This is a genomic window from Streptomyces sp. NPDC090088, from assembly GCF_044747345.1.
Lineage (GTDB): Bacteria > Actinomycetota > Actinomycetes > Streptomycetales > Streptomycetaceae > Streptomyces.
This window is the reverse complement of the sequence record NZ_JBIVDZ010000001.1, coordinates 908060-929134: the sequence shown is the minus strand read 5'-3', so window position 1 is coordinate 929134 and position 21075 is coordinate 908060. Positions and strand designations below refer to the sequence as shown.

Below are 21075 nucleotides of genomic sequence, written 5' to 3'. Positions count from 1 at the left end.
TACCGCCTCGCGCGGGTCACACGCCGGGCAGTTCCAGGTCGATGTCGTAGCCGGAGGTCGGTGCGGGGCGGCCGGTGTCGGTGCCGGCGAGCCGGTCGAGGTGGGCGCTGACCCGTTGCCCGTCGGGCCGGTCCACCATCCCCAGGTCGCGCAGCCGGTCCAGCGCGGACCGGCCGAACGTGACGGCCTCCTCGGTGCGGCCGGCCGCCGCGAGGGTGACGGAGAGGGAGTGCTCGGCCGCCGCGACCCAGGGGTGGCCGCGGCCCACCGAGTGGCCGAGGAGGGCGGCGGCGCCGCGTCCGACCGCCTCGGCCTCGGCGAGCCCCGCCCCGGCGTCCGGCAGCCCCGCCTCGGCCGAGTCCCGCAGGTAGACGCCGTGCCGCACCTGGCACAGCGCGCTGAACGGGTGGCCGAGGCCGAACAGCCGGGCGACGGCCTCGGCGCACTGCCGTGCCTGCTGCTCGGCCTCCTCGGCCTTGCCGAGCGCGTGCAGGTCGGCGGCGTAGCTGAACTGGCAGCGCAGGGTGTCGTAGCGGTCGGCGCCGAACCGGCTGAGGTAGACGCCCAGGGCCTGCTGGTCGCGCTCGTGGGCGAGTTCGTAGCCGTAGCGGGGGTCCTTCACGGCGGGGAAGCCGTCGGCGAAGCGGCGTTCGCTGATCGCGAGGCCCACCTCGGCGCGGAGCCGGACCATGCCGGAGGCGTCGCCGAGCCGGCGCAGCTGCCGGCGCAGCAGGTCGCGGGACTCGCCGTCGCGGCCGACGCAGCGGTAGAGGTAGGCGAGCAGGTCGGCCTGTCCCCAGGCGACCGGGTCGTCGGGGCCGCCGACGGCCTGGCGGTGGCGGAAGCGGTTCTGGACGCGGGCCAGGGCCGGGGCGACCCGCCCGGTGAGCGCCTCGGTGAGGGCGAGGTTGTGCTCCACCTGGACGGTGGCCTGGTGCTTGGGGCCCAGCAGCAGCGTCAGCCCGTCCAGGGCGGGCCGCAGTTCGAGCAGCGCGTCCTCGAACCGGCCGAGGGCGCGCAGGGTGGCGGCGTAGGAGTCGGCGGAGAGCAGGGTGCGCGGGTGCGTGAGGCCGAGCAGCCGGCGGTGGCCGCGCAGGGCCTCCTGGGCGAGTTCCCGGGAGTGTTCGTAGGCGCCGCGCAGCCGGTGCGCGCGGGCGGTGAAGTTGAGCAGGCGCAGGTATTCGGGGGACTGTTCGTCGCCGTCGCGCCGCCACTCCTCGCGGGCCCGTCCCGCGATGTCGAGGAGGCGGTCGAGGTCGGCGGTCTCGGCGCGCCCGCCGAGGGCGCCGAGGTGTCTGAGCAGCGAGCGGCGCACCCGGGGCCGGGGGTCCTCCCACATGCGCAGCGAGTACACCTCGCGGGCCCAGTCGGCGGGCAGGTCCTGGTTCTCCTGCTGGCTGTACTCGGCGAGGACGCCGCGCAGCACCGACTCGATGTGCTGTCGCTCCTCGGGGTCCATGCGGGCGCGGATCAGGTCGCGCAGTCCGTGGTGCTGGGCGAGCGGCTGCTGCCGGCGGTCGAAGTCGACGTCGAGCAGGCCGACCCGGCCGAGCGCCCACAGGGCGACGCTGACCATGTGCTCGTCGGGCAGCTGGACGTCGTCGGGGTGGCGGGGGACGGTCCGGGTCCGGCCGTTGCCGGGGTCGGCCTCGTCGTCGCGGCCGAGTTCGGACAGGATGCGCCGGGAGCGCAGCAGTTCCAGGCCCATGCCGCGGCCGGTGAGCAGGGAGGCGGCGTCCAGCAGCCAGCCGAGGGCGTCCCGGTCGGGGCTCTCGGCGCTCCAGGCGGCGGCACCCGGGGTGGTCAGGGCGAACCGCCGGGCGACCTGGACCATCACCTCGACGGCGGAGACGGCGGGGACGGTGCGCAGCAACTCGCTCTTGTCGGCGCGGAATTCGGCGACCAGGTCCGCGACGGCGGCGCGGACGGCGGCCTCCGGGGTGAGGTGGTCGTCGGTCCGGTGCAGCGCGGTGCGTTCGGCGAGGCAGTGGCCGGCCAGGTTCAGGGCGTGCGGCACGGAGTCGACGACGCCGGCGATCTGGGCGGCCTGCTGTGCGCTGATCTCCGGGACCCGGTCGGTGAGCAGCGCGCGGCTCTCCTGCGCGGTCATCGCGGGCATCGCGAGAGGGGTCAGGTGCGGTGGCCGTTCCTCGGTGTCCGGGGCCCGGTCCGGCTCCACCCGGCTGGTGATCAGGACGTGGCCGTCGCGGTGCGGTACGGGGAGCAGGCCGTGCAGTTCGGCGGGGTCGACGGCACCGTCGTAGACGATGAGCCAGCTGCCCGCGTCGCCGTCGGGGCGCGAGAGGCGGGTGAGGAGGCGGGAGACGGTGTCGGCGGCGGGGGCGCCGAGCCGGTCCTCGCGGGTGCCGAGGCGGCCGGCCAGCCGGGCCAGGCCGCGTTCGACCCGCAGGAGTTCCCAGGCGCGCACCCACCACACGACGTCGTACCCGGGGCCGAGACGGTGGCACAGCTCCAGGGCGGCCTCGCTCTTGCCCCAGCCGCTGGGGGCGTGCAGCACCAGGCAGGCGCCGTCGCCGCCGGCCTCGCGCAGCCGCTCGCCGAGGGTGGCGAGGAGTTCGTCGCGGTCGGTGAAGGCGCGGTTGCGCGGGCCCAGGTTGGTGCTCTCCGGGAGTCTCGGGAAGAGGACGGCCGCGGCGGGGGCGCCTTCGGCGGTGCCGAGGCCGAGGCCGGCGTAGAGCAGGCGCTGCGCCTCGTCCTGGTCGGCGTGGCGCAGGTCGATGCGCTCGTGGTGGGCGGCCGCGGAGTGCGGGAACGACTCGTCGACCAGGACGATGCGGACGTCGGTGTGGGAGAGCGCGCCGATCTGGGCGAGCAGCGTGTCGTCGGCGTCGTCGGGGGCGAGGAACAGCAGGGCCGCGCCGTGTTCGGGCCGTTCGCCGGTGTAGGTGTCGGCGCGGCGCAGTTCGCCGTGCACGCCCTTGGCGGCCAGCCGGTCGCAGAGCCAGGCGGCCCAGGCGGCGTGCCGTACGGAGTGCACGACGGTGACATGGGTGAGGCCCGGGACGCGGTGGGCGCGCAGCCAGTCGGCGAGCCGCTCGTAGTAGGGGCGCAGCCCGGCCACCGTGCCGGCCTCCTCGGCCTCGACGGCCAGGCTGCGGCTGTCCTGGTAGAGCGGGTTGTACGGGATCTCCAGGAACGGCGTGTCCCGTTCGCCGACGGCCCGGGCGAACCCGCGGAACCGGCGGCGGGCCCGCTCGCGTGCCTCGCGGAGCCGGTCGTGCACGCCGACGTCGCTCTTCAGGCCGAGGGTGAGCAGCCGTACGGGGCGGTCGGTGCGGTGCGCGGTGAGGTCCTCGGCGAGGGCGGCGGCGCCGTCGATGGACCAGGCGGTCATCGCGAAGCAGAGGACGAGCGCGTCGGCGAACGCGGCCGCGTCGGCGGGTTCCGCCGCCTCGGGCGTGTCCGGCACCGGGGCCTCGACGAGGACGTGGTCGTAGGACCGGGCGACCGGGTCGTCGCCGAGCGCGGCGAGCGCGGTGCCGCCGACGGCGGCGGTGCGCACCTCGCCGGGGACCGGCGGCGGCAGAGGCGGGGCGGCCTCGGGGTCGCCGGACCGGCCGTCGACGAGCAGGACGCTGCGGCCCGCCTCGGCGAGCACGTCCGCGGTGTTGCGCAGGGTGGTGCTCAGGCCGAGGTTCTCCGAGGTCGCGAGGAAGACAGCGAACGGACCGGGGCTGTCAGGGGAGTTGGCGACGGGCATGACCTCTCCGCTCAGCGCGACACGACAGGGGAAGACGGCAGGGGAGGTGACGGCCGGACAGGATGGCCAACACCCCCATCAAGACGGGCAAACCGGGCGCGCGCTGCCGACAGTACAGGGCGGACACCACCGCCGGCGGCCCGGGCACCCCCTGTGCGCCCCATGCCTCAGGTGGTGCTCTCTTTGTGTCCCGTGACGAACGGATCGCCCTCGGCGCAGCTGTCGTACACCCGGCGCAGGGTCGCGCCCAGCACCGTGTCGGGCAGGGCGGCGACGTCCTCGGGCGACAGGACCGAGAGGTCGAGGACCGCCGACTCGACGTCGGGCACCGGAACCCCGGCGCGATCGGGCACCGGACTCCCGGCGCGCCGGATCCGCGCCTGCTCGCCGACGGCGTCCTCATCCACTGCCATGGTGTCCGCTCCACGGGTCTCGGGGGCCTGGGCGGGTCCGCCGTCCCAGCGTAGCTCCGCCGGGCCGTCGACGGCAGCCGTACGGCGCGCCCGACGGACCGTCAACTGCTTCCGCAAGGGCTTGCGTTGGCTCATTAACGATATTGACGCTGAACACACGGCGAACGAATACTGGTGGCACAGAGTGCGCCGCCGACCGCGTCCGCCGAGGTCCGCGGTGTACGCCGTCGGGGGGAAGCGGATGAGTCGACCGCCACTGCGCCATGCCGAGCCACCCTGGCCGCGGTCCGTCGACGTGGCGGAGCGCCGGGCGGCGGGCTGGGTCCCGCGACCGTTCCACTCCTTCGTGCTGAAGGTGCACAGCCGCTGCGACCTGGCCTGCGACTACTGCTACATGTACCGCTCCCACGACCAGAGCTGGCGCGGCCTGCCGCGCGCCATGGCACCGGCGACCGTACGGCGTGTCGCCGGGCGGATCGCCGAACACCTGTCCGCCCACGGCGTGTCCGAGGCCGGCGTGGTGCTGCACGGGGGCGAGCCTCTCCTGCTGGACGACGAGACACTCGTCCGCACCGTCGAGGAGCTGCGCGCGGCGGTCGGCGGCGGAGTGCGGCTGCGTCTGTCGCTGCAGACCAACGGCATCCGTCTGACGGAGGAACGGCTCGCGCTGTGCGACGCGTTGGGCCTGCGCATCGGGGTGAGCACCGACGGCGGCCGGGCCGCCCACGACCGGCACCGGCGCGGCGCCGACGGACGCGGCAGCCACGCCCGGGTGAACGCGGCCCTCGGACGGCTGGCGAGCGAGCGGCACCGCCATCTGTTCGGCGCCCTGCTGTGCACGGTCGACCTGCGCAACGACCCGGTACGCACCTACGAGGACCTGCTCGAACACCGCCCGCCGGCCCTGGACTTCCTGCTCCCGCTGGGCACCTGGCACACCCCGCCCCCGGGCCTGGACCCGAGCGGCCGGCTCACCCCGTACGCGGACTGGCTGTGGGCGGTCTTCGAACGCTGGTACGACGCACCGGTCCGGGAGACCGGGATCCGGCTCCTCGACGATCTGCTGGCCCTGCTGCTGGGCGCCGCCCCGCGCACGGAGTCGCTGGGCCTGTCCCCGGTGCGCTACGCGGTGGTCGACACCGACGGCGCCCTCACCCAGGACGACGCGCTGCGCACGGCGTACGACGGGGCGGCGGCCACCGGGCTCGACGTGTGGCGGCACTCCTTCGACGCGCTGCTGCTGCACCCCGGGGTCGCGGCCCGCCAGTGGGGCGCCGACGCGCTGTGCGCGCACTGCCAGGCCTGTCCCCTGCACCGGGTGTGCGGCGGCGGCCACTACGCCACCCGCTACCGGCCCGGCACCGGCTTCGCCAACCCCAGTGTCTACTGCGCCGATCTGGCGGAACTGATCCGGCGGGTACGGCACCGGCTGGGCATGGACCTGGCGCGTGCCGGAGAGAAGACGGAGAGGCTGCGGGGCACGGGGCCCCGGCCTGTGGAGGCGGTATGACGCCGGTGCCGCATGGGATGCCGGGCGTGATGTTCGACGCGGTCGCCGCGGGCGGTGGCGGGGCCGCGGCCCTGGAACTGCTGGCGCGCGCGGAACACAGCAGGCGCCTGGCCTGCGCCTACGCCGTGACGCGCACCGCCGGGGAGCTGGGCGGCGCGCCGGCCGGGGAGGCCGGCCGGGCCTGGGAGCTGCTCGACGCCGCCACCCGCGCGGACCCCGTGGCCACGGCGGCCGTCCTGTCCCATCCGGCGGCGGGCCCCGCGCTGTTCGGCCTGCTGGCGCGGCTGGTGCGCGAACGGGACGGAAGGACCGCCGCGGAGGAGACGGAGGAGTCGGAGGAGGCGGCGGCGGAGGGAACCGGGCACGGCGGGCCGCCGATCCGGTGGTTCACCGCGCTGGCCGCCGCCGCGGCGGTCCGGGCGGGGCTGCCCGGGCGGGTGGAGTGGCCGGTGGACGGCGACCGGGTGGCGCTGCCCTCGCTCGGCCGGACCCGCTTCCCCGGCGCCCGCCCCGGCGACCGGGCCCGGCTGCGGGTCACCGCGGACGGCCGGTCCCTGGTCACCCTCGCCGACGCGGCCGGGACCGACACCGACGGACCGGTACCGGTACCCGCGCGGGGGTACGGCGGCACGGGCCGCTGGCAGGGCGCCCGGCTGCTGGACACCCTGGACGGGGGCGCGCCGCTGCTGCTGGACGTCCTGGACCAGCCGTACTTCCCGAACGCGGCACCGCACCCCGCGGACCTCGGAGCCGGGGAGACCCGGCACTGGGAGACCGTGGCCCGGGAGGCCTGCGCACTGCTGCGCGCGGACCTCCCCCAGGCCTACGCGGAGCTGGCCACCGGCCCCCTGCTGCTGGTGCCGCTGCTGAGCCGCGGCCCCGGGCAGGTCAGCGGCAGCAGCGCGGAGGCGTTCGGCTGCGTGGCGCTGTCCCGTCCGCCCACCGGGACGACGTTCGCGGTGACCCTGGTGCACGAGATGCAGCACAACAAACTGGCGGCCCTGCTGCACCTGTTCGACCTCCTCGAACCCAGCGGCGCCGAGCGGTTCTACGCCCCCTGGCGCCCCGACCCCCGGCCGCTGCTCGGCCTCTTCCACGGGGCGTACGCGCACCTGGGCGTGGCACGGTTCTGGAACGCCCGCCGCGAGTCCGAGCCGGACCCGGCGCTGCGCGCCACCGCCCACGTCCTCTTCGCCCGCTGGCGCCTCGCCGCCCGCGAGGCGACCGTCACCGTCCTGGCCTCGAACCGCCTGACCGGGCTGGGCGAGCGCTTCGCCGGGCAGATGCTCACCACCCTGGACGCCCTCTGCGCCCTGCCGGTCCCCGCCGCCGCCCGGCATCGCGCCGAGTCCGCGGCCCACGCCCACCACACGGCCTGGCGCGCCCGCAACGGCACCACGTCGCGGGTGCCGGCGCGGGAGGGCTGAGAGCGCGCCGGCATTCCCGGACCGACCGCCCGGCCCTCCTCGGTGCCGCCCCGATCGACGGCTACGAGACCCCCTCTTCGCACGCACGTGCCTCCCCCTGCTGCCGCCCGCGTCCCAGCTCCGTCCCAGCGGCACCCCGTCCCCGCAGGTCACCGGCGTGTGACTGTCCCGGCGTCCCCGTCCGGGCCGGGTGTGCCCGGGCCGGGGTGCGGGCGGGTCAGCATGATCCGGGCCGGGAGTTCCCGGTCAACTCACATGAGGGGGAAACCAGATGGGACGGAGGACGCTTCTGCGGGGTCTGACCCTCGCCGTGGCAGCGGTCCTGCCCCTGTGCGGGCCCGCCGCGGTGCGGGCGGCCCAGGCCGTGACCACCGCGGCGACCGCGGCGACCGCGGTCGCGGTCTGTGGGCACACGAGCGAACAGCCCACGCTGCAACGGGGATCGACGGGGGACCCGACGGTCGAGGCGCAGTGCGAACTCGACCTGGCGACGAAGCCGAGCCGGTACACGCCGGTCGCGGCGGACGGCTCGTTCGGGCCGGCGACGGAGACCCGGGTGAAGGAGTTCCAGGCGTGTGCCGGGCTGAGCGTGGACGGGGTGCTCGGACCGCAGACCTGGGCGGCCCTGAACACCTGGGCCGCCGCGCCGCACACCTGCGCCACCCAGGGCACGTCGGCCACGGCGCAGGCGACCGTGTGCGGCCACACGGACACCCGCCCGACCCTGCGCGAGGGCGCGAACGGCGTCGAGGTCAAGGAGGTGCAGTGCCGGCTGAACCTGGCCATGGAGCCGTTCCACTACCCGCCGCTGACCATCGACGGCGACTTCGGGGGCGGCACCGAGGGCCGGGTGATCGAGCTCCAGCACTGCGCCGGGCTCAGCGCCGACGGGGTCGTGGGCCCCAACACCTGGGCGAAGCTGGTGGACTGGTCGAGTCGTAACGCGTACTGCACGCCACCGCGCCCGGCCGGCTACCCGATCGACGGCCTGGACACCGCCAAGTACCAGCACCCGGGCGGCGCGCCGATCGACTGGAAGGCCGTGAAGGCCTCGGGTGTCGAGTTCGCGACGGTCAAGGCCACCCGCGGCCTGAACGTCACCGACGAGTACCTCGCCACCGACCTGCCGGCGGCCCGGGCGGCGGGACTGGCCGTCGCGCCCTACCACTTCTACACGGGCTCGGCGGCCGACACGGGAGCCGCGCAGGCCGACCGGTTCATCGCCGCGGTGCGGGCGACCGGTTACACCGGGCAGCGGGCGGGCGACCTGCCGCCGGTGTTCGACCTGGAACGCATGGACGACGGCACCGGGCGCTGCCCGACCTACGGCACGGTGGCCGACGCCAAGGCCTGGCTGGACAAGGTGGAGGCGGCCTTCGGCCGTACGCCGGTCATCTACACCCAGAAGTCCTTCCTGGACGACTGCCTGGGCTCGACCACCGCGTTCGCCCGGTATCCGATGCAACTCGCGGACTACCGCCAGTCGATCACCCAGCCGCCGCTGCCGAACGGCTCGACGACCTGGACGATGTGGCAGTACACCGACGCCGCGCTCTTCCCGGGCATCAAGGCCCCGGCCACCGGTGACGTGTTCAACGGCACCCAGGCCGACCTGGACCGGCTGGCCAACCGGTGATCCCGGCCGCCCCCGCCGTCGTACCGAGGAGAACCCCCATGACCGCCCGGTTCGCCCGCGCGTCCCTCGTCGCCCTGCTCGTCGCCCTGGGCTTCACCGCCCCGGCGCCCGCCTCGGCAGCCACCGCCGCCAAAGCCGCCAACGCCACCGCCGCCACGAGTTGTTACGGCGGAGCGGTCACGGTGCACTACGGGGAGGTCCTCGACTTCGGCCCGTACCGGACCACGAGCCGCTGCGTCGACATCAACATGCGCGTCGTCGGAGGCGACGCGGAGTACGTCGTCGCCTGCGTGAAGTTCGAGAAGACCGGCGTCTGCAACCGCTGGACCAAGGTCGGCTGGAGCTGGACGACCATCGCCACCGACGTCCTGGACGGAACGAAGTTCACCGTGCCCAACGGCGTGGACCTGGAAGGCAGTTCCGCCACCATCCAGATCGCCTTCTGACCCCCGGCCACAGGGAGAGCACCATGATCCGCAACAGAACGCTGGCGTCGGCCCTGTTCACCACGGCCGCCCTGCTGGCCGTGGGCGTCGCGCCCGCGTCGGCACAGTCCTCGGCCGCCGCCACCAGCTGCTACGGCGGCGCGAAGACCCTGACGTACAAGTACCAGACGGCCGCCAAGGAGTACGGCACCTACACCACGTCCTCGCGGTGCAACGACATCAATCTGCGGCTCATCACGGACGAGCCGGGCGTGTACCTGGACGCTTGTGTGGTGTTCGTCGACCACACCGCCAAGTGCAACAACGACGACGCCTACACCACGCACGGTACCGAGTGGGGAACCGTCGCCACCGACGTCAAGGACGGCACCCACTTCGTCCTGCGCATCCACGCCTACGACACCGACGCGCAGAACGTGACGTTCCAGATCGCCTACTGACCTCCTCCGGCCTCTTCGAAAGGACGACCATGACCTTCTCCTCCCGTCCCCTGGACCGCCGCACCATGCTGCGCGGCACGCTGGCCGCCGGCGCCGGTGTCGCCTTCGGTCAGCTGCTGTTCTCCGGCACCGCGCAGGCCTACTCCTGGTCGCGCACCCTGGAACAGGGCGCCACCGGCGCCGATGTGACCGAGCTGCAGATCCGGATCGCGGGCTGGGCGGCGGACAGCGCGAGCCACAGCCGGGTGAGCATCGACGGCGACTTCGGCTCCGGTACGGCCGCGGCCGTACGCCGGTTCCAGGCGGCGTACGGCCTGACCGCCGACGCCAGCGTCGGACCCAACACCCAGGCGAAGCTCAACGCGCTGGAGCAGTCCGACGGTTCCACGCTCCACTTCAACTGGAGCGAGTTCGAGAACCAGACGGGCGGCGCCTTCAACGGCGGCAAGCTGAGCGCGTCGGCGGTGAAGGAGAACGTCCGCCGCTGCATGTACAAGCTGGAGGCGCTCCGCAAGAAGCTGGGCGACAAGCCGATCACGGTCAACTCCGGCTTCCGCAGCATCGCGCACAACGCCGAGATCGGCGGGGCCAGCGACAGCATGCACCTGTACGGCACGGCCGCCGACCTGGACGTGCCGGGCGTTGCCACGAAGACCGTCTACCAGAAGGCGGAGACCTGCGGGTTCTCCGGGCTGGAGACGTACACGGTCGACCACCAGCACGTCGACAGCCGGGCCGACCTCGGCCGCGACTGGTGGTGGGAGGACGGCACGATCTGAGGCCGTCGCATCCGGGGGATCGGAGCTCCGGGTACCGCCTCGGCGGTACCCGGAGCTCCGGGCATCAGTTCTTCGGTGTGTTCTTCAGTGCCGCCTCGCAGGAGGGCCAGTCGTGGAAGTCGTGCCGGACGCTCCACAGCCGGTGCGCCGCTTTGATGTTCCAGTCCGGGTCGAACGCCTTGAGCGGGGTGCCGTCGAGGTCCCGCAGCCGGGCGTCGGAGATCTGGAAGACGCCCCAGTTGCGGCTGCCGTTGGTGTTGGGCAGCACGTACAGCGGGTCGAGGAAGGAGGCGCAGCGGGCCACGGCCACGGCGGTGCCGGGATCCTCGGCGAACACCTCACGGACCCGCTTCGCCACCCTGGCCGGCGACCAGGTGGTCATGTTCACCTGGTGCGCGTACAGCGCCTTCTTGGTGGCGTCGTCGGCGACGCTGGTGGCGGGCAGCCCCGCCAGCACCTGGAAGGCGGTCAGCCGGCGCAGGGTCTCCGGCCCGAAGTCGCCGTCGATGGCGAGCTTGCCCTTGGCGCGCGCCAGCAGGGTCTGGACCTCGCGCACGCAGTCGTCGTGCTGCCCCATGCTCACGGTCCTGCACGCCGGGGAGTCCAGCACCTTGTCGCCGGACGCCGACGGGTCACCGTCGGTGCTGTCGCCGGGCAGCCACACGAACCCGGCCACCAGCACCACCGCGACCACGGCGGCCAGCACCGCCGCACGGGGGGACAGCTTGTCGGGCACCCGGAACCGCCGCGGCCGCCCGGTCCCCGCCACGGCCGGGGTGACGTCGTCCGGTTCGGCTTCCGCTTCCCGCCCGGGTCTCGGTTCCGGTTCCCGCCCGGCTTCCGGCGCCGGCTCCGGCCCCTGCTTCGGCCCCCGCTCCTGCTCCGGCTGCGGGCTCTCCTCGGCGGCCGTGGCCGGTGTGTCCCGTTCGGTGTCCGCCAGCGCCCACAGCCGGTGCGCCTCGCGGAGTTCCTCGGCGCTGGCGCCGCACACCTTGGCGAAGGCGTGCACCACCCGGTAGTCCGTCGGGACGCTGAGGCCGGAGCAGTACCGGTGCAGGCTGGACCCGCTGACGCCCGCCTCCTTGCCGAGCCGGTCGTAGCCCCGGCCGCTGCGGTCCTTCAGCATCCGAAGGCAGGCGGCGAACTTCTCGCCGTGCGGAGAGGCGACCACACGTCCCCCGTTGCTCGGACCTCTTACTGACGGGTAGAAGCTACCGCGAGAAAGCGGCACGCGTGTCTTTTCCCTGCCACAAATCGACCGTCAACATCCTTTCTAACAACGCGAGTTGACAAAGAGCGACCATCTGTCGCCGGTGCCGTCGCCGGGCCGGCGGCCGCACGGTGTCCTAGGCCGTTCCCGGTGCCACCGGCACGCACCGCCGGGCGAGGCCCGCCGCGACCAGGTAGGCGAGCGCGCCGACGGCCATGCTGACGCGCAGCCCGGTGCCGTAGTCGGCGGCCGTGGCGAGCAGGCTGCCGCCGAGCGCGACGCCGGTGGCGCTGCCGATCTGGCGGGTGGTGTTGAAGAGGGCGGAGGCGGCGCCCGAGTACGCGGCGGGCGCGGCGCCCATCACGGTCGCGGTCGAGCCGGTGAGGGCGAAGGAGGTGCCGAACCCCGCGGCCATCATCGGGGCCACCAGCAGCGGGTAGGCGGGGTCGGGTCCCGCCGCGGCCCAGCCGGCCAGCCCCAGGGCGGCCAGCAGCATGCCGGAGACCACCAGCGGACGGTGACCGGTGCGACGGGACAGCCGCCCGGACAGGACCGAGGCGAACATGGTCATCGCCACCGCCGGGAACAGCGCCAGCCCGGTGCCGAGGGCGCTGAAGCCGCGCTGGTGCTGGAAGTCGAGGCTGGCGGTGAACACCATGCCGTAGAAGCCGAAGTTGAACAGCAGGCCGATGGCGGCTCCCCCGCTCATCGCCGGGGCGCGCAGCAGGTCCGGCGGGAGGACGGGAGAGCGGGCCAGCCGCTCGCGCACCGCGAACGCCACGGCGGCCAGCGCGGCCAGGCCCAGCCCGGCGAGCACGGCCGGATCGGACCAGCCGCGCCGTCCGGCCTCGTTGAGCGCCGCGGTCAGCAGTGCCACCGCCGCCAGCACCGCGCACTGCGCCGGCCAGTCCAGGGCCCGGGCCGGGTGCCGGGGCGAGCGGGCCACGTGCCGCAGCGTCAGCACCAGGCAGGCCGCCCCGACGGGGAGGTTGATCAAGAACACCCAGCGCCAGCCCAGGGTGGCGACGAGCAGCCCGCCCAGCAGCGGGCCGGCGGCGGCCGCGATGCCCGCCATCGACCCCCACAGCCCGAAGGCCCGCGAGCGGGCGGCCGGGGTCGGGTAGGCCTGCTGGAGCAGGGCCAGCGAACCGGGCACGATCAGCGCCGCGCCGAGCCCCTCCGCCAGCCGCGCCGCCACCAGCGACGGGGCGCTCGCCGCGAGCGCGCACGCGGCCGAGGACAGCACGAACACCGCCACACCCCAGCAGAACACCCGACGGCTGCCCAGCCGGTCCCCCAGCGCGCCGCCGGTCAGCAGGAACCCGGCGAAGACCAGGGTGTACCCGTCGGTGATCCACTGGATGCCGGTGAGCGAGGCCGACAGCTCCCGGCCGATCACCGGCACGGCGACGTTGATGGCCGTCACGTCCAGGATCACCATGAAATACCCGGCGCACACCGCCAGCAGCGGTGCCCAGGACCGCCGCCCCGGCTCCGGGACCGACTCCGCGAACGCCACGAAAGCCACCATAGGCGACATGTCCGGGTCTGCAAGATCGCCCGGCGGCAGTAGCCTGGAGAGGAGTGGCACCGGGACGGACGGAGCCTCCCGATGCACTCCCCCGGGCCGAGGGGGACGCGAGCGAGGGAGGCCGAGCGCCATGCCCTGGAGTCTGAACGGCACGTATCTGGAGAGCTGCAACTGCGACGTGGTCTGTCCCTGCACCACCTCGGGCCTGACCGCCCCCGCCGACCACGAACGCTGCCAGGTGACCTTCGCGTTCCATGTGGACCGCGGCACCGTGGACGGCGTGGACGTCTCCGACCGCAGCGTCGCCGTCTTCATCGACGCGCCCCGGGTGATGGCCGACGGCGGCTGGCAGGTGGCGCTGTACCTCGACGCCGCGGCCGACGAGGGGCAGGCGGACGCGCTGGGCCGGGTCTTCTCCGGCCAGGCGGGCGGGCCGATGGCGGCGCTCGCTCCGCTGATCGGCGAGGTCCTCGGCGTGCAGCGGGTGCCCATCGACTACCGCGACGACGGCCGCCGCCACGCCGCCCGGGTCGGCGACGCCATCGACATCGAGATCGAGGACCAGGTCGCCCCGCAGTTCGGCGAGGACGGCCCGGTCATGAGCCTGACCGGCATCTTCCACCCGGTGAACAGCACGCTGACCGTCGCCCGCTCCACGCGGGCCACCGGCGCCGGCGTGTACGGCCGCTCCTGGGACTTCTCCGGCGGCAACGCCCACTCGGCGCCCTTCACGTGGTCCGCGTGACCGGTCGCCCGGTCGCCGTCCGCCGCGGGGCGAGCCCCGCCGCACTGCTGCTGGTCGCGGCGGCCGCCGCCTGGGTCTGGCTGGTGACCCGCTGGGGCGGCACGCAGACGATGCCGGGCACCATGGGCCTGGCCCTGCCCGCGTTCCTGGCCGTGTGGACGCTGATGACGGCCGCCATGATGCTGCCCGCCACGGCGCCCGTCGCCGCGCTGTACGCCCGTACCATCACCGCGCACCGCACACCGCGCATGGCCGTCTTCACCCTCGCCTACCTGCTGGTCTGGGCCGCGGCCGGGCTGCCCGCGTACGCCCTGGCGGCCGGCCTGGACCGGGCGACGGCCCTCCCCGCCATCGCGGGGACCGCGGTGGCCGCGGCCGTCTTCGCCCTCAACGGCGTCTACCAGCTCACCCCCCTCAAGGACCGCTGCCTGGCGAAGTGCCGCTCACCGGTCGGCCTGATGCTGCGCTACGCCTCCTACCCGCGCCCCTCGCGCGACCTGCGCGCCGGAGTCCACCACGGGGCCTTCTGCCTGGGCTGCTGCTGGTCGCTGATGGTGCTGCTGGCGGCCTTCGGCGCGATGAACCTCTGGGCCATGGCGGCCCTGACCGCCGTGATCACCACGGAGAAACTGGCCCCGGCCGGCCACCTGGTGGCCCGCGCCGTGGGCCTCACCTCACTCGCCCTGGCCGTCGCCGTCTTCTGGCTCCCCGCACTGGCCCCGGGCCTCACCGGTGGCGGCATGACCGGAATGTGAGGCCGGGACCTCACCCGTGGTACAGCACGCGGACGGCGTACGCGTCGGCCGGAAGCCCGACCAGGTAGTCGCTGAAGTAGCGGCGCCGCGCCTCGTTCGCGACGTCCAGCCAGTGCCCCTCCAGGGTCAGCAGGGCGTTCGAGGGCAGGACGTCGTCCATGGCGTGGCGCACCAAGCCGTCGAGGTCGTCACTCAGGCGGGCGATCGGGTCGCCGCCCACGACCTCCTCCAGTTCCGGGTTGTCCAGGAACGCCGCGACGACCGGCTGCGCGCGGTAGTCCTCCACGGCCTGTACCTGCGAATAGTTCTCGGGGTCGGCGAAGTGCCGGGCCCGGAAGTCACCGAAAGCACGGCCGGGCGGGTAGGCGGAGGCGAACTCCTGCCATGCCTCGAAGGCCCTGCGTGCCCTCGCCGCCGCCCGCGCACGCGGCGTTTCGAGATCCAGCAGCGCTCGCGGCCCGCCGTCGCACAGTGAAGGCGGCACGTTGCGCGGCTCCCCGGACAGAGCCTTGGCACCCCGGATGAGGCGCGGGTCGTCCTCGTGCCCCGCGACGACCAGGAACTCGCAGCCCCGGCCGTCGATCTGCCAGTAGTCCCACCAGGTCTCGACATCCGGATCGCCGACCCCGACGTCACGGTTGTAGTCGAACGGCGCCATCGCCGCGGTGACGGCCCGGACGACGTCCCCCGGATCGCACGGAGGCAGGCACACCGTGACCCGCTCCTTCGCCATGGCTCTTTCCCCAATCCCTCTTCACGCTCATCGTTCATGCAGTCGAACGCGATCTTCTCCTGGGGAAGCGGACGCCTGCTTCTCAGGGGTACCGAACCACTGGCCGGCAGCCTGTTCGAACGCGTCGCGGTCGGGGTCATGACCTGCCGCCCAGGCGACGACGCCGTCGGGCCGCACGAGCACGGCGCCCAGGGAGAGGTCGTTCCTCGCCGGACCCGCCGCATACCGTATGCGGCCTTCCCAGCTCAACGCCGAACCGTACCGCAGCAGGTCACCGAGGCGAGTGCCGTCCCGGAGGCGGAAGCCGGGGGCGTTGCGGCCGGCCAGCGGGTGCTCGCCGCCGAGGTCGTAGCGGTTCGACAGCCCCGAGAGCCGGTCGAACACGTAGGTCGTCCCGTCACCGGTGCCGATCAGATCGCGGATCACCTGCTGGACCGCCTGTGCGTGCGGGTCCGGCCGCATGGCCGCCACCTGGGCGCAGGAACACGGCGCTGGTGAGGGTGCCGAGGAGGACGAGGGCGGCGTTGAGGGCGATGGCCGTCCTCAGTCCGCCGAGGACGGCCGAGGCTCCCGTGCCGGTCATCGCGGCGGTGGCGACGGCGCTCATGACCGGCGTGCCCATGGTGATGCCGATCTGCTGGGTCATGGTCGCGAGCCCGGTGGCCAGGCCCTGTTCGTGGTCGGCGAGACCGGAGGTGGCGGTGACCATGAATCCGACGATGACGAGCATGTTGCCCACACCGCCGGCGAAGGTGGCGACCAGCAGCAGCCACAGCCAGGAGCGGCCGTCGCCGAGGCCGAGCAGCGCGGCCGTGAACACGGTCTGCAGGATGCCGCCGGTGATCAGCGTCCGCTTGCTGCCGATCCGCCCGATGACCCGCGGGGCGACCGAGCCGCCGACGACCGTCCCGATGCCCAGCACGCCGAAGGACAGACCGGCGGCCAGCGGGGAGAAGCCGAGCACCTCCTGGAGGTAGAGGGTCAGCAGGAAGACCAGCGAGGTCTCGGTGAGGAAGGCGATCAGACCGGCGACATTGCCCCAGGCCACCGAACGCCTGCCGAGCACCCCGAGCGGCACCAGCGGGGCGCTCACCCTGCGCTCGACGGCCCAGAAAACGATCAGCAGCAGCACACCGGCCGCCAGCGACAGCAGCGCGTTCGCGGAGCCCCAGCCGTGCTCACCGGCCTGGGTGAGGCCGAGGACGACGGCCAGCAGACCGAGGGTGACGCTGACGGCGCCGGGCAGGTCCAGCCTCGGGCGCCCGTCGGGCCGGGACTCCTTGACGACCGTCGGGGCGACGACCAGGACGGCGACGACGACGGGCACGTTGATGAAGAACGCCCACCGCCAGGAGAGCAGGTCGGTCAGCAGGCCGCCGAGGATCGCGCCGGTGGTGAACCCTGCGGACATCAGAGCCCCGTTGAGGCCGAGGGCCTTCTCCCGCAGCGGGCCCTCCGGGAACGAGGTCGTCATGAGCGCGAGGCCCGCCGGGGTCACCGCGGCGGTCGCGAGCCCCTGGAGGACACGGGCCGTGATCAGCACCTCCGGGTTCTGCGCCAGACCGCCCACCAGCGAGGCCGCGCCCAGCACCACCAGCCCGCCGAGGAAGAGCCGGCGGCGGCCGAACAGGTCCGCGACCCGGCCGAACAGCAGGGTGAAGCCCGCCGCGCACAGGGCGAACGCGGTGCCGATCCACTGCAGACGGGCCAGCGAGAAGCCCAGGCCCTCGCCGATCACCGGCAGCGCCACGTTCAGGATGGAGAAGTCCACGGCCAGCATGAACTGGGCCGCGAGCAGCAGCACCAGCACCAGCCGCAGGCGCGGGGTGAGGACGGCCGGAGCCGTTCCCGCGCCCGTACCGGCCGTCTCCGCATCGATGACGGACATGACGTCGAGTCCCCTTCGTTCTAGTTCGCCCTGGTTGGTCCGGGCTTCCGCGGTGCGTCTGTCGTGCGCACCGCCGGGAAAGAGACTCGTCTCGGCGCGGGACCCCAGCCAGCACCCTGTCTCGCACAGCCGCCGCAAGGGTGGTCATCACATGACCACCCTCACGGCTCACGACCGGCGCGGCGGGCGGGCATCATGGAGGCGAGCGAACGGGAGGCAGCGATGGACACTCCGTCCGAACTGGGCGTCTTCCTCAGGTCCCGCCGTGCCGCACTGCGTCCGCAGGACGTCGGCATCACCCCGCACCCGACCCGCCGCCGGGTCAGCGGGCTGCGCCGCGAGGAGCTGGCCATGCTCGCCGGGGTCAGCATCACCCACTACACCCGTCTCGAACAGGGCCGCGCGCTCAGCGCCTCGGACTCCGTGCTGGACGCGATCGCGCGCACCCTGCGGCTGACCGACGACGAGACGGCGCACCTGAAGGACCTGGCCCGCCCGACCGCCACCGCGGCCCGCCGCACCACACCCCGCGCGGAGCAGGCCGGCGCCTCGGCCCGGCAGTTGCTGGCGGCCATGTCGGAGGTGCCGGCCCTGGTCCTGGACCGCCGCAACGACGTACTGGCCTGGAACCGGCTGGGACACGCCCTGCTCGCCGCGCATCTGCCCGCGGACAGCCCCGGGACGCCGGGCACCCGGCCCAATGTGACGCGGATGCTGTTCCTGGACGACCGCTACCGGGCCCTCTACACCGACTGGGACGACGAGGCACAGCTCGCGGTCGCCTCGCTGCGGCTGATCGCCGGCCGGCACCCCGACGACCGCCGGCTGACCGAACTGGTCGGCCGACTCACCGTCCAGTGCGACGAGTTCGCCGCCCGCTGGGCCCGCCATCCGGTGCGCACCTGCGCCTCGGGACTGAAGCGGCTGCGCCACCCGCTGGTCGGCACGATGGACCTGAGCTTCGAGAACCTCCTCATCCCCAACACCTCCGGCCAGCGCCTGATCGCCTACACGGCCGAACCCGGCTCACCTTCCGAGGCAGCGCTGCGCCTGCTGGCAAGCACGGCCGCACACGAGACCGAGACCACCTCCGCGGCGCTGTGAGCCCGGACCCGCCGGCACCGTGTGTTCCGCTCGGCCGCCCTTCCCCGCCAGGCGGCATGCGCGGAAAACCCCTCCAGTACTGTCAGTCCCCCCTGTTAGCTTCGTGCACCTGTGCGATCCACAGGTATCAAGCACCCACAGGGGAGGGTCACTTGAACAGATTCAGATGGACGGGCCGACGGAGACGGACGGTGGTGGGGAGCTGTGCGGCGGCGCTGTTGGCCACGGCCGCCGGGACCGCGCACGCGGTGGACAACCTGCCGCCGAAGCAGCCGCTCGTCCAGGACCTCCGGTCGGGAGGCAAGGCCTGCGCGACCGGCGAGGACATGCCGTACGTCTCGGCGCCGCCCAGACTCAGCGCAGTGCTGTACGACCCCGAGGAGGACAACCAGCCCTCCGAGTCCAGCCCGGTCAGCGGCGAGTTCGAAGCCTGGTGGACGGACACGGCCGGGGTGGAGCAGCGGCGCGCCTACACCACCATCACCCTGTCGTCGGGGTCGACCCAGTACTGGACGATGCCGAACGACGTCCCGGCGAACACCGTCGTCTCCTGGCATGTCCGCGCAAACGACGGCAAGGCGACCTCCGCGTGGAGCGACGAGGACGACGGCTCGGCCTGCTCGTTCGTGTACGACGACGTGAGTCCGGAGAAGGCCACGATCACCTCCCCCGACTACCCCGAGCCCGAGGATGTGTTCTGGGTCGACGGAGTGGGCGTCTACGGCCACTTCACCGTGGACTCACCCTCCGACGACGTGGTGTCGTACACGTACGGCTTCCCGGATGGCCCTTACGGAACCGTCTCCGCGGAGCGGCCGGGCGCGGCCGTGACCATTCCGTACCTGCCGCTCACTTCGGGACCCAAGTGGCTGACGGTCCATGCGATCGACCGGTCGGGCCGCAGCAGCGCGGAGTCGCGTTACGACTTCAACGTGAAGGCCGGCCGCGCTCCCGTCGCCCGCTGGAAGCTGGACGACCCTGCGGGCTCCCGTGCGGCCGCCGCCGAGACCGGCACCACCGCCCGTGCCGGGACCGGCGTGACCTTCGGCGGCCCGGCGCCCGCGGGCACCGCGACCGCCGCCACGGTCAGCCTCGACGGCAGCGGCCACGGATTTCTCACTCCGGACGCCCCGGCGGCCGACATCCGCAGGACCTTCGCGGTGAGCGCGTGGGTACGGCCCGCCGAGACCGACCGCGACATGACCGTCGCCAGCCAGGACGCCGACGGGGCGCCCGGCTTCAGCCTCGGCCTGAACCGTCAGGACTCGGGACCCGTCTGGTCGTTCGCGATCGGCGGCGCGCGGGTGTCCGGCGGCGCCCCCGAGACCGGCGAGTGGACCCATCTGCTGGGGCTCTACGACGCCGAGATCGGAAAGGTGCGGCTGTACGTCAACGGCCACGAGGTCGGGACCGCCGCTGACGCGACTCCCGCCGAGGCGGCCGGCGCCTTCCAGATCGGGCGCGCCCGCGGGGCTGCCGGCTACCGGGACCGGTGGCACGGCGACATCGGTGACGTCCAGGTCCACGACCGGGTCGTGGTGCCGGACGAGGCGGCCGAACTGGCGTACCGCAAGCCGAAACTGCTCGGCCACTGGTCGCTGGAGAACGCCACGGACGGCGTGAGCCCCGAGCAGTCGGACGGCGCACCGCTGCGGCTCGGCACGGGCGCTTCGATCTACCGGGGCTCCGACGATTCCTGTATCCCGGACATCGACCCCGACTGCACTTACGTACCGCCGCCACTCGTCGGCGAGGGACATCTGCGTCTGGACGGCGAGAACGGTCATGCCGCTGCCGACGGACCCGTCGTGGACACCGGGGACAGCTTCACCCTCGGCGTCGTCGTACGCCTCGCGGACTCCGAGCCCGCCCACCCGATGACCGTGCTGTCGCAGGCCGGTGAGCACACCGACGCCTTCAAGGTGCGTTACGAGCCGTCCACGCACACCTGGCAACTGGTGATGCCGGAGAAAGACGAGGCCGGAGCCCCGGAGAGGGTGGTGTCCCGGATCGCGGGCGCGGACGGCGGCGAGGGTCAGGGCCATCGCCTCGCCGTGGTCTACGACGACGCCACCGACACGATCAAGCTCTACCTCGACGGCTACACCAACGCCGACGCGACCACGACCCTCCCCGACGGCTGGCCCAGCACCGGCGCCCTCCAGATCGGCCGGGCCGAGGTCGGTGACGGCTGGGGCGAATACCTGCACGGCGACGTGGACGAGCTACAGGCCTACTCCGGCGCACTGCGGGACAAGGACATCATCGCCCTGGGATGGAGCACGGATCCTTGCCTGTGCTGACCCTGATCCCTGACCTCCCCCGTCACTTCAACTCAACTTGGCACCTGATGCCATAACGTGAGCTCGTCCGATCGAACTACGAGTTCAGGAGCACCCCTTCAGCTGGTCGGTGTGACGCCCCAGGGCGTCGCCGGTGCCGATCCGTGAAGCGAGGGGGAAGGCGCCGTCACCGCGACATACACCGTGGCCGGCGATCGGCGGCTCACGGCCACCCGGTCTCCCGGCCCCGGGGTACTCTCGTCGGCCGGGATGACGACCCTCGAGACAGTGCCCTCCGCCGCACCGTCCGTCGGCTCCGCCGCGTACTGGACCTGGAGCACGGCTCGGCGAAGTCGCCCGGTCGGTGCGGCAGGTCGGACTTGGTGCAGTGGTGGATACGGGTGAGGCGGCCGAGGGCATCCGTCCACGTCTTGGTGGCGGGTGCGGCGCCGCCG

Annotated in this window: 16 protein-coding genes and 1 pseudogene; 10 read left to right on the top strand and 7 right to left on the bottom strand. The window is 73.6% G+C overall.

The features are described from left to right. Positions 1-16 precede the first annotated feature (16 nt). A complete protein-coding gene (gene fxsT, locus ACIPSJ_RS04155) occupies positions 17-3721 on the bottom strand; it encodes an FxSxx-COOH system tetratricopeptide repeat protein (protein ID WP_401343231.1) in 3705 nt (1234 codons plus the stop codon). 167 nt (positions 3722-3888) lie between these two features. Further along, positions 3889-4134, bottom strand: a complete 246-nt coding sequence (gene fxsA, locus ACIPSJ_RS04150; RefSeq protein ID WP_359208561.1) for an FxSxx-COOH cyclophane-containing RiPP peptide — start codon at positions 4132-4134, stop codon at positions 3889-3891. 241 nt (positions 4135-4375) lie between these two features. Between fxsA and ACIPSJ_RS04145 the strand changes: the two genes are divergently transcribed. From ACIPSJ_RS04145 to ACIPSJ_RS04120, 6 genes are all read left to right on the top strand, one after another. Next, positions 4376-5644, top strand: coding sequence for an FxsB family cyclophane-forming radical SAM/SPASM peptide maturase (locus ACIPSJ_RS04145; RefSeq protein ID WP_401343229.1), 1269 nt, complete (start codon positions 4376-4378; stop codon positions 5642-5644). Next, complete coding sequence (locus tag ACIPSJ_RS04140) at positions 5641-7071, top strand: aKG-HExxH-type peptide beta-hydroxylase (RefSeq protein WP_401343227.1); 1431 nt, start codon at positions 5641-5643, stop codon at positions 7069-7071. Before ACIPSJ_RS04145 ends, ACIPSJ_RS04140 begins: the two co-directional genes overlap by 4 nt. A gap of 271 nt (positions 7072-7342) precedes the next feature. Next, complete coding sequence (locus ACIPSJ_RS04135; RefSeq protein ID WP_401343225.1) at positions 7343-8707, top strand: GH25 family lysozyme; 1365 nt, start codon at positions 7343-7345, stop codon at positions 8705-8707. A 38-nt stretch (positions 8708-8745) separates the two neighbouring features. Next, positions 8746-9153: a hypothetical protein gene (locus ACIPSJ_RS04130; protein ID WP_359208573.1), complete on the top strand. Its 408-nt coding sequence runs from the start codon at positions 8746-8748 to the stop codon at positions 9151-9153. Positions 9154-9176: 23 nt separating this feature from the next. Then, positions 9177-9593 (top strand): hypothetical protein, encoded by a 417-nt coding sequence (locus ACIPSJ_RS04125; protein ID WP_359208577.1) that lies wholly within the window; start codon positions 9177-9179, stop codon positions 9591-9593. Between the two features lie 29 nt (positions 9594-9622). Beyond that, positions 9623-10372, top strand: coding sequence for a D-Ala-D-Ala carboxypeptidase family metallohydrolase (locus tag ACIPSJ_RS04120; RefSeq protein WP_365690090.1), 750 nt, complete (start codon positions 9623-9625; stop codon positions 10370-10372). A 64-nt stretch (positions 10373-10436) separates the two neighbouring features. On the opposite strand, the gene ACIPSJ_RS04115 is transcribed toward ACIPSJ_RS04120, so the two are convergent. Beyond that, positions 10437-11543, bottom strand: a complete 1107-nt coding sequence (locus ACIPSJ_RS04115; RefSeq protein WP_401343222.1) for a helix-turn-helix domain-containing protein — start codon at positions 11541-11543, stop codon at positions 10437-10439. Between the two features lie 175 nt (positions 11544-11718). Then, the gene (locus tag ACIPSJ_RS04110; protein ID WP_401343220.1) at positions 11719-13113 is read right to left on the bottom strand and encodes an MFS transporter; all 1395 of its coding nucleotides are present in this window, start codon (positions 13111-13113) and stop codon (positions 11719-11721) included. A 130-nt stretch (positions 13114-13243) separates the two neighbouring features. Between ACIPSJ_RS04110 and ACIPSJ_RS04105 the strand changes: the two genes are divergently transcribed. After that, on the top strand, positions 13244-13858 hold the full coding sequence (locus ACIPSJ_RS04105; RefSeq protein WP_359208589.1) for a DUF1326 domain-containing protein: 615 nt from the start codon (positions 13244-13246) through the stop codon (positions 13856-13858). After that, positions 13855-14613, top strand: a complete 759-nt coding sequence (locus ACIPSJ_RS04100) for a DUF2182 domain-containing protein (RefSeq protein ID WP_401343218.1) — start codon at positions 13855-13857, stop codon at positions 14611-14613. The genes ACIPSJ_RS04105 and ACIPSJ_RS04100 overlap by 4 nt, the downstream gene beginning before the upstream one ends. Before the next feature lie 10 nt (positions 14614-14623). Here ACIPSJ_RS04100 and ACIPSJ_RS04095 read toward each other — a convergent pair whose 3' ends face one another. From ACIPSJ_RS04095 to ACIPSJ_RS04085, 3 genes and pseudogenes are all read right to left on the bottom strand, one after another. Continuing rightward, positions 14624-15346 carry a hypothetical protein gene (locus tag ACIPSJ_RS04095; protein WP_401343216.1) on the bottom strand — a complete coding sequence of 241 codons (723 nt, stop codon included), beginning with the start codon at positions 15344-15346 and terminating at the stop codon, positions 14624-14626. Positions 15347-15373: 27 nt separating this feature from the next. Next, positions 15374-15829: pseudogene (locus tag ACIPSJ_RS04090) on the bottom strand (FAD-dependent oxidoreductase); the annotation flags it as partial. Beyond that, positions 15744-17234, bottom strand: a complete 1491-nt coding sequence (locus ACIPSJ_RS04085; RefSeq protein ID WP_401343214.1) for an MFS transporter — start codon at positions 17232-17234, stop codon at positions 15744-15746. The gene ACIPSJ_RS04085 and the pseudogene ACIPSJ_RS04090, both read right to left, overlap by 86 nt. A gap of 222 nt (positions 17235-17456) precedes the next feature. Between ACIPSJ_RS04085 and ACIPSJ_RS04080 the strand changes: the two genes are divergently transcribed. Together ACIPSJ_RS04080 and ACIPSJ_RS04075 are read left to right on the top strand one after the other, a co-directional pair. Then, on the top strand, positions 17457-18338 hold the full coding sequence (locus ACIPSJ_RS04080) for a helix-turn-helix transcriptional regulator (protein ID WP_401343212.1): 882 nt from the start codon (positions 17457-17459) through the stop codon (positions 18336-18338). Between the two features lie 191 nt (positions 18339-18529). Continuing rightward, positions 18530-20641: a LamG-like jellyroll fold domain-containing protein gene (locus tag ACIPSJ_RS04075; RefSeq protein WP_401343210.1), complete on the top strand. Its 2112-nt coding sequence runs from the start codon at positions 18530-18532 to the stop codon at positions 20639-20641. The last annotated feature ends 434 nt before the right edge of the window (positions 20642-21075 follow it).

Bases quoted from the DNA above. Each gene is read 5' to 3' on its own strand.
- fxsT (WP_401343231.1), bottom strand. From the start codon at position 3,721: ATGCCCGTCGCCAACTCCCCTGACAGCCCCGGTCCGTTCGCTGTCTTC.
- fxsA (WP_359208561.1), bottom strand. From the start codon at position 4,134: ATGGCAGTGGATGAGGACGCCGTCGGCGAGCAGGCGCGGATCCGGCGC.
- ACIPSJ_RS04085 (WP_401343214.1), bottom strand. From the start codon at position 17,234: ATGTCCGTCATCGATGCGGAGACGGCCGGTACGGGCGCGGGAACGGCT.
- ACIPSJ_RS04145 (WP_401343229.1), top strand. From the start codon at position 4,376: ATGAGTCGACCGCCACTGCGCCATGCCGAGCCACCCTGGCCGCGGTCC.
- ACIPSJ_RS04120 (WP_365690090.1), top strand. From the start codon at position 9,623: ATGACCTTCTCCTCCCGTCCCCTGGACCGCCGCACCATGCTGCGCGGC.
- ACIPSJ_RS04095 (WP_401343216.1), bottom strand. From the start codon at position 15,346: ATGGCGAAGGAGCGGGTCACGGTGTGCCTGCCTCCGTGCGATCCGGGG.
- ACIPSJ_RS04140 (WP_401343227.1), top strand. From the start codon at position 5,641: ATGACGCCGGTGCCGCATGGGATGCCGGGCGTGATGTTCGACGCGGTC.
- ACIPSJ_RS04135 (WP_401343225.1), top strand. From the start codon at position 7,343: ATGGGACGGAGGACGCTTCTGCGGGGTCTGACCCTCGCCGTGGCAGCG.
- ACIPSJ_RS04105 (WP_359208589.1), top strand. From the start codon at position 13,244: ATGCCCTGGAGTCTGAACGGCACGTATCTGGAGAGCTGCAACTGCGAC.
- ACIPSJ_RS04130 (WP_359208573.1), top strand. From the start codon at position 8,746: ATGACCGCCCGGTTCGCCCGCGCGTCCCTCGTCGCCCTGCTCGTCGCC.
- ACIPSJ_RS04125 (WP_359208577.1), top strand. From the start codon at position 9,177: ATGATCCGCAACAGAACGCTGGCGTCGGCCCTGTTCACCACGGCCGCC.
- ACIPSJ_RS04080 (WP_401343212.1), top strand. From the start codon at position 17,457: ATGGACACTCCGTCCGAACTGGGCGTCTTCCTCAGGTCCCGCCGTGCC.
- ACIPSJ_RS04110 (WP_401343220.1), bottom strand. From the start codon at position 13,113: ATGGTGGCTTTCGTGGCGTTCGCGGAGTCGGTCCCGGAGCCGGGGCGG.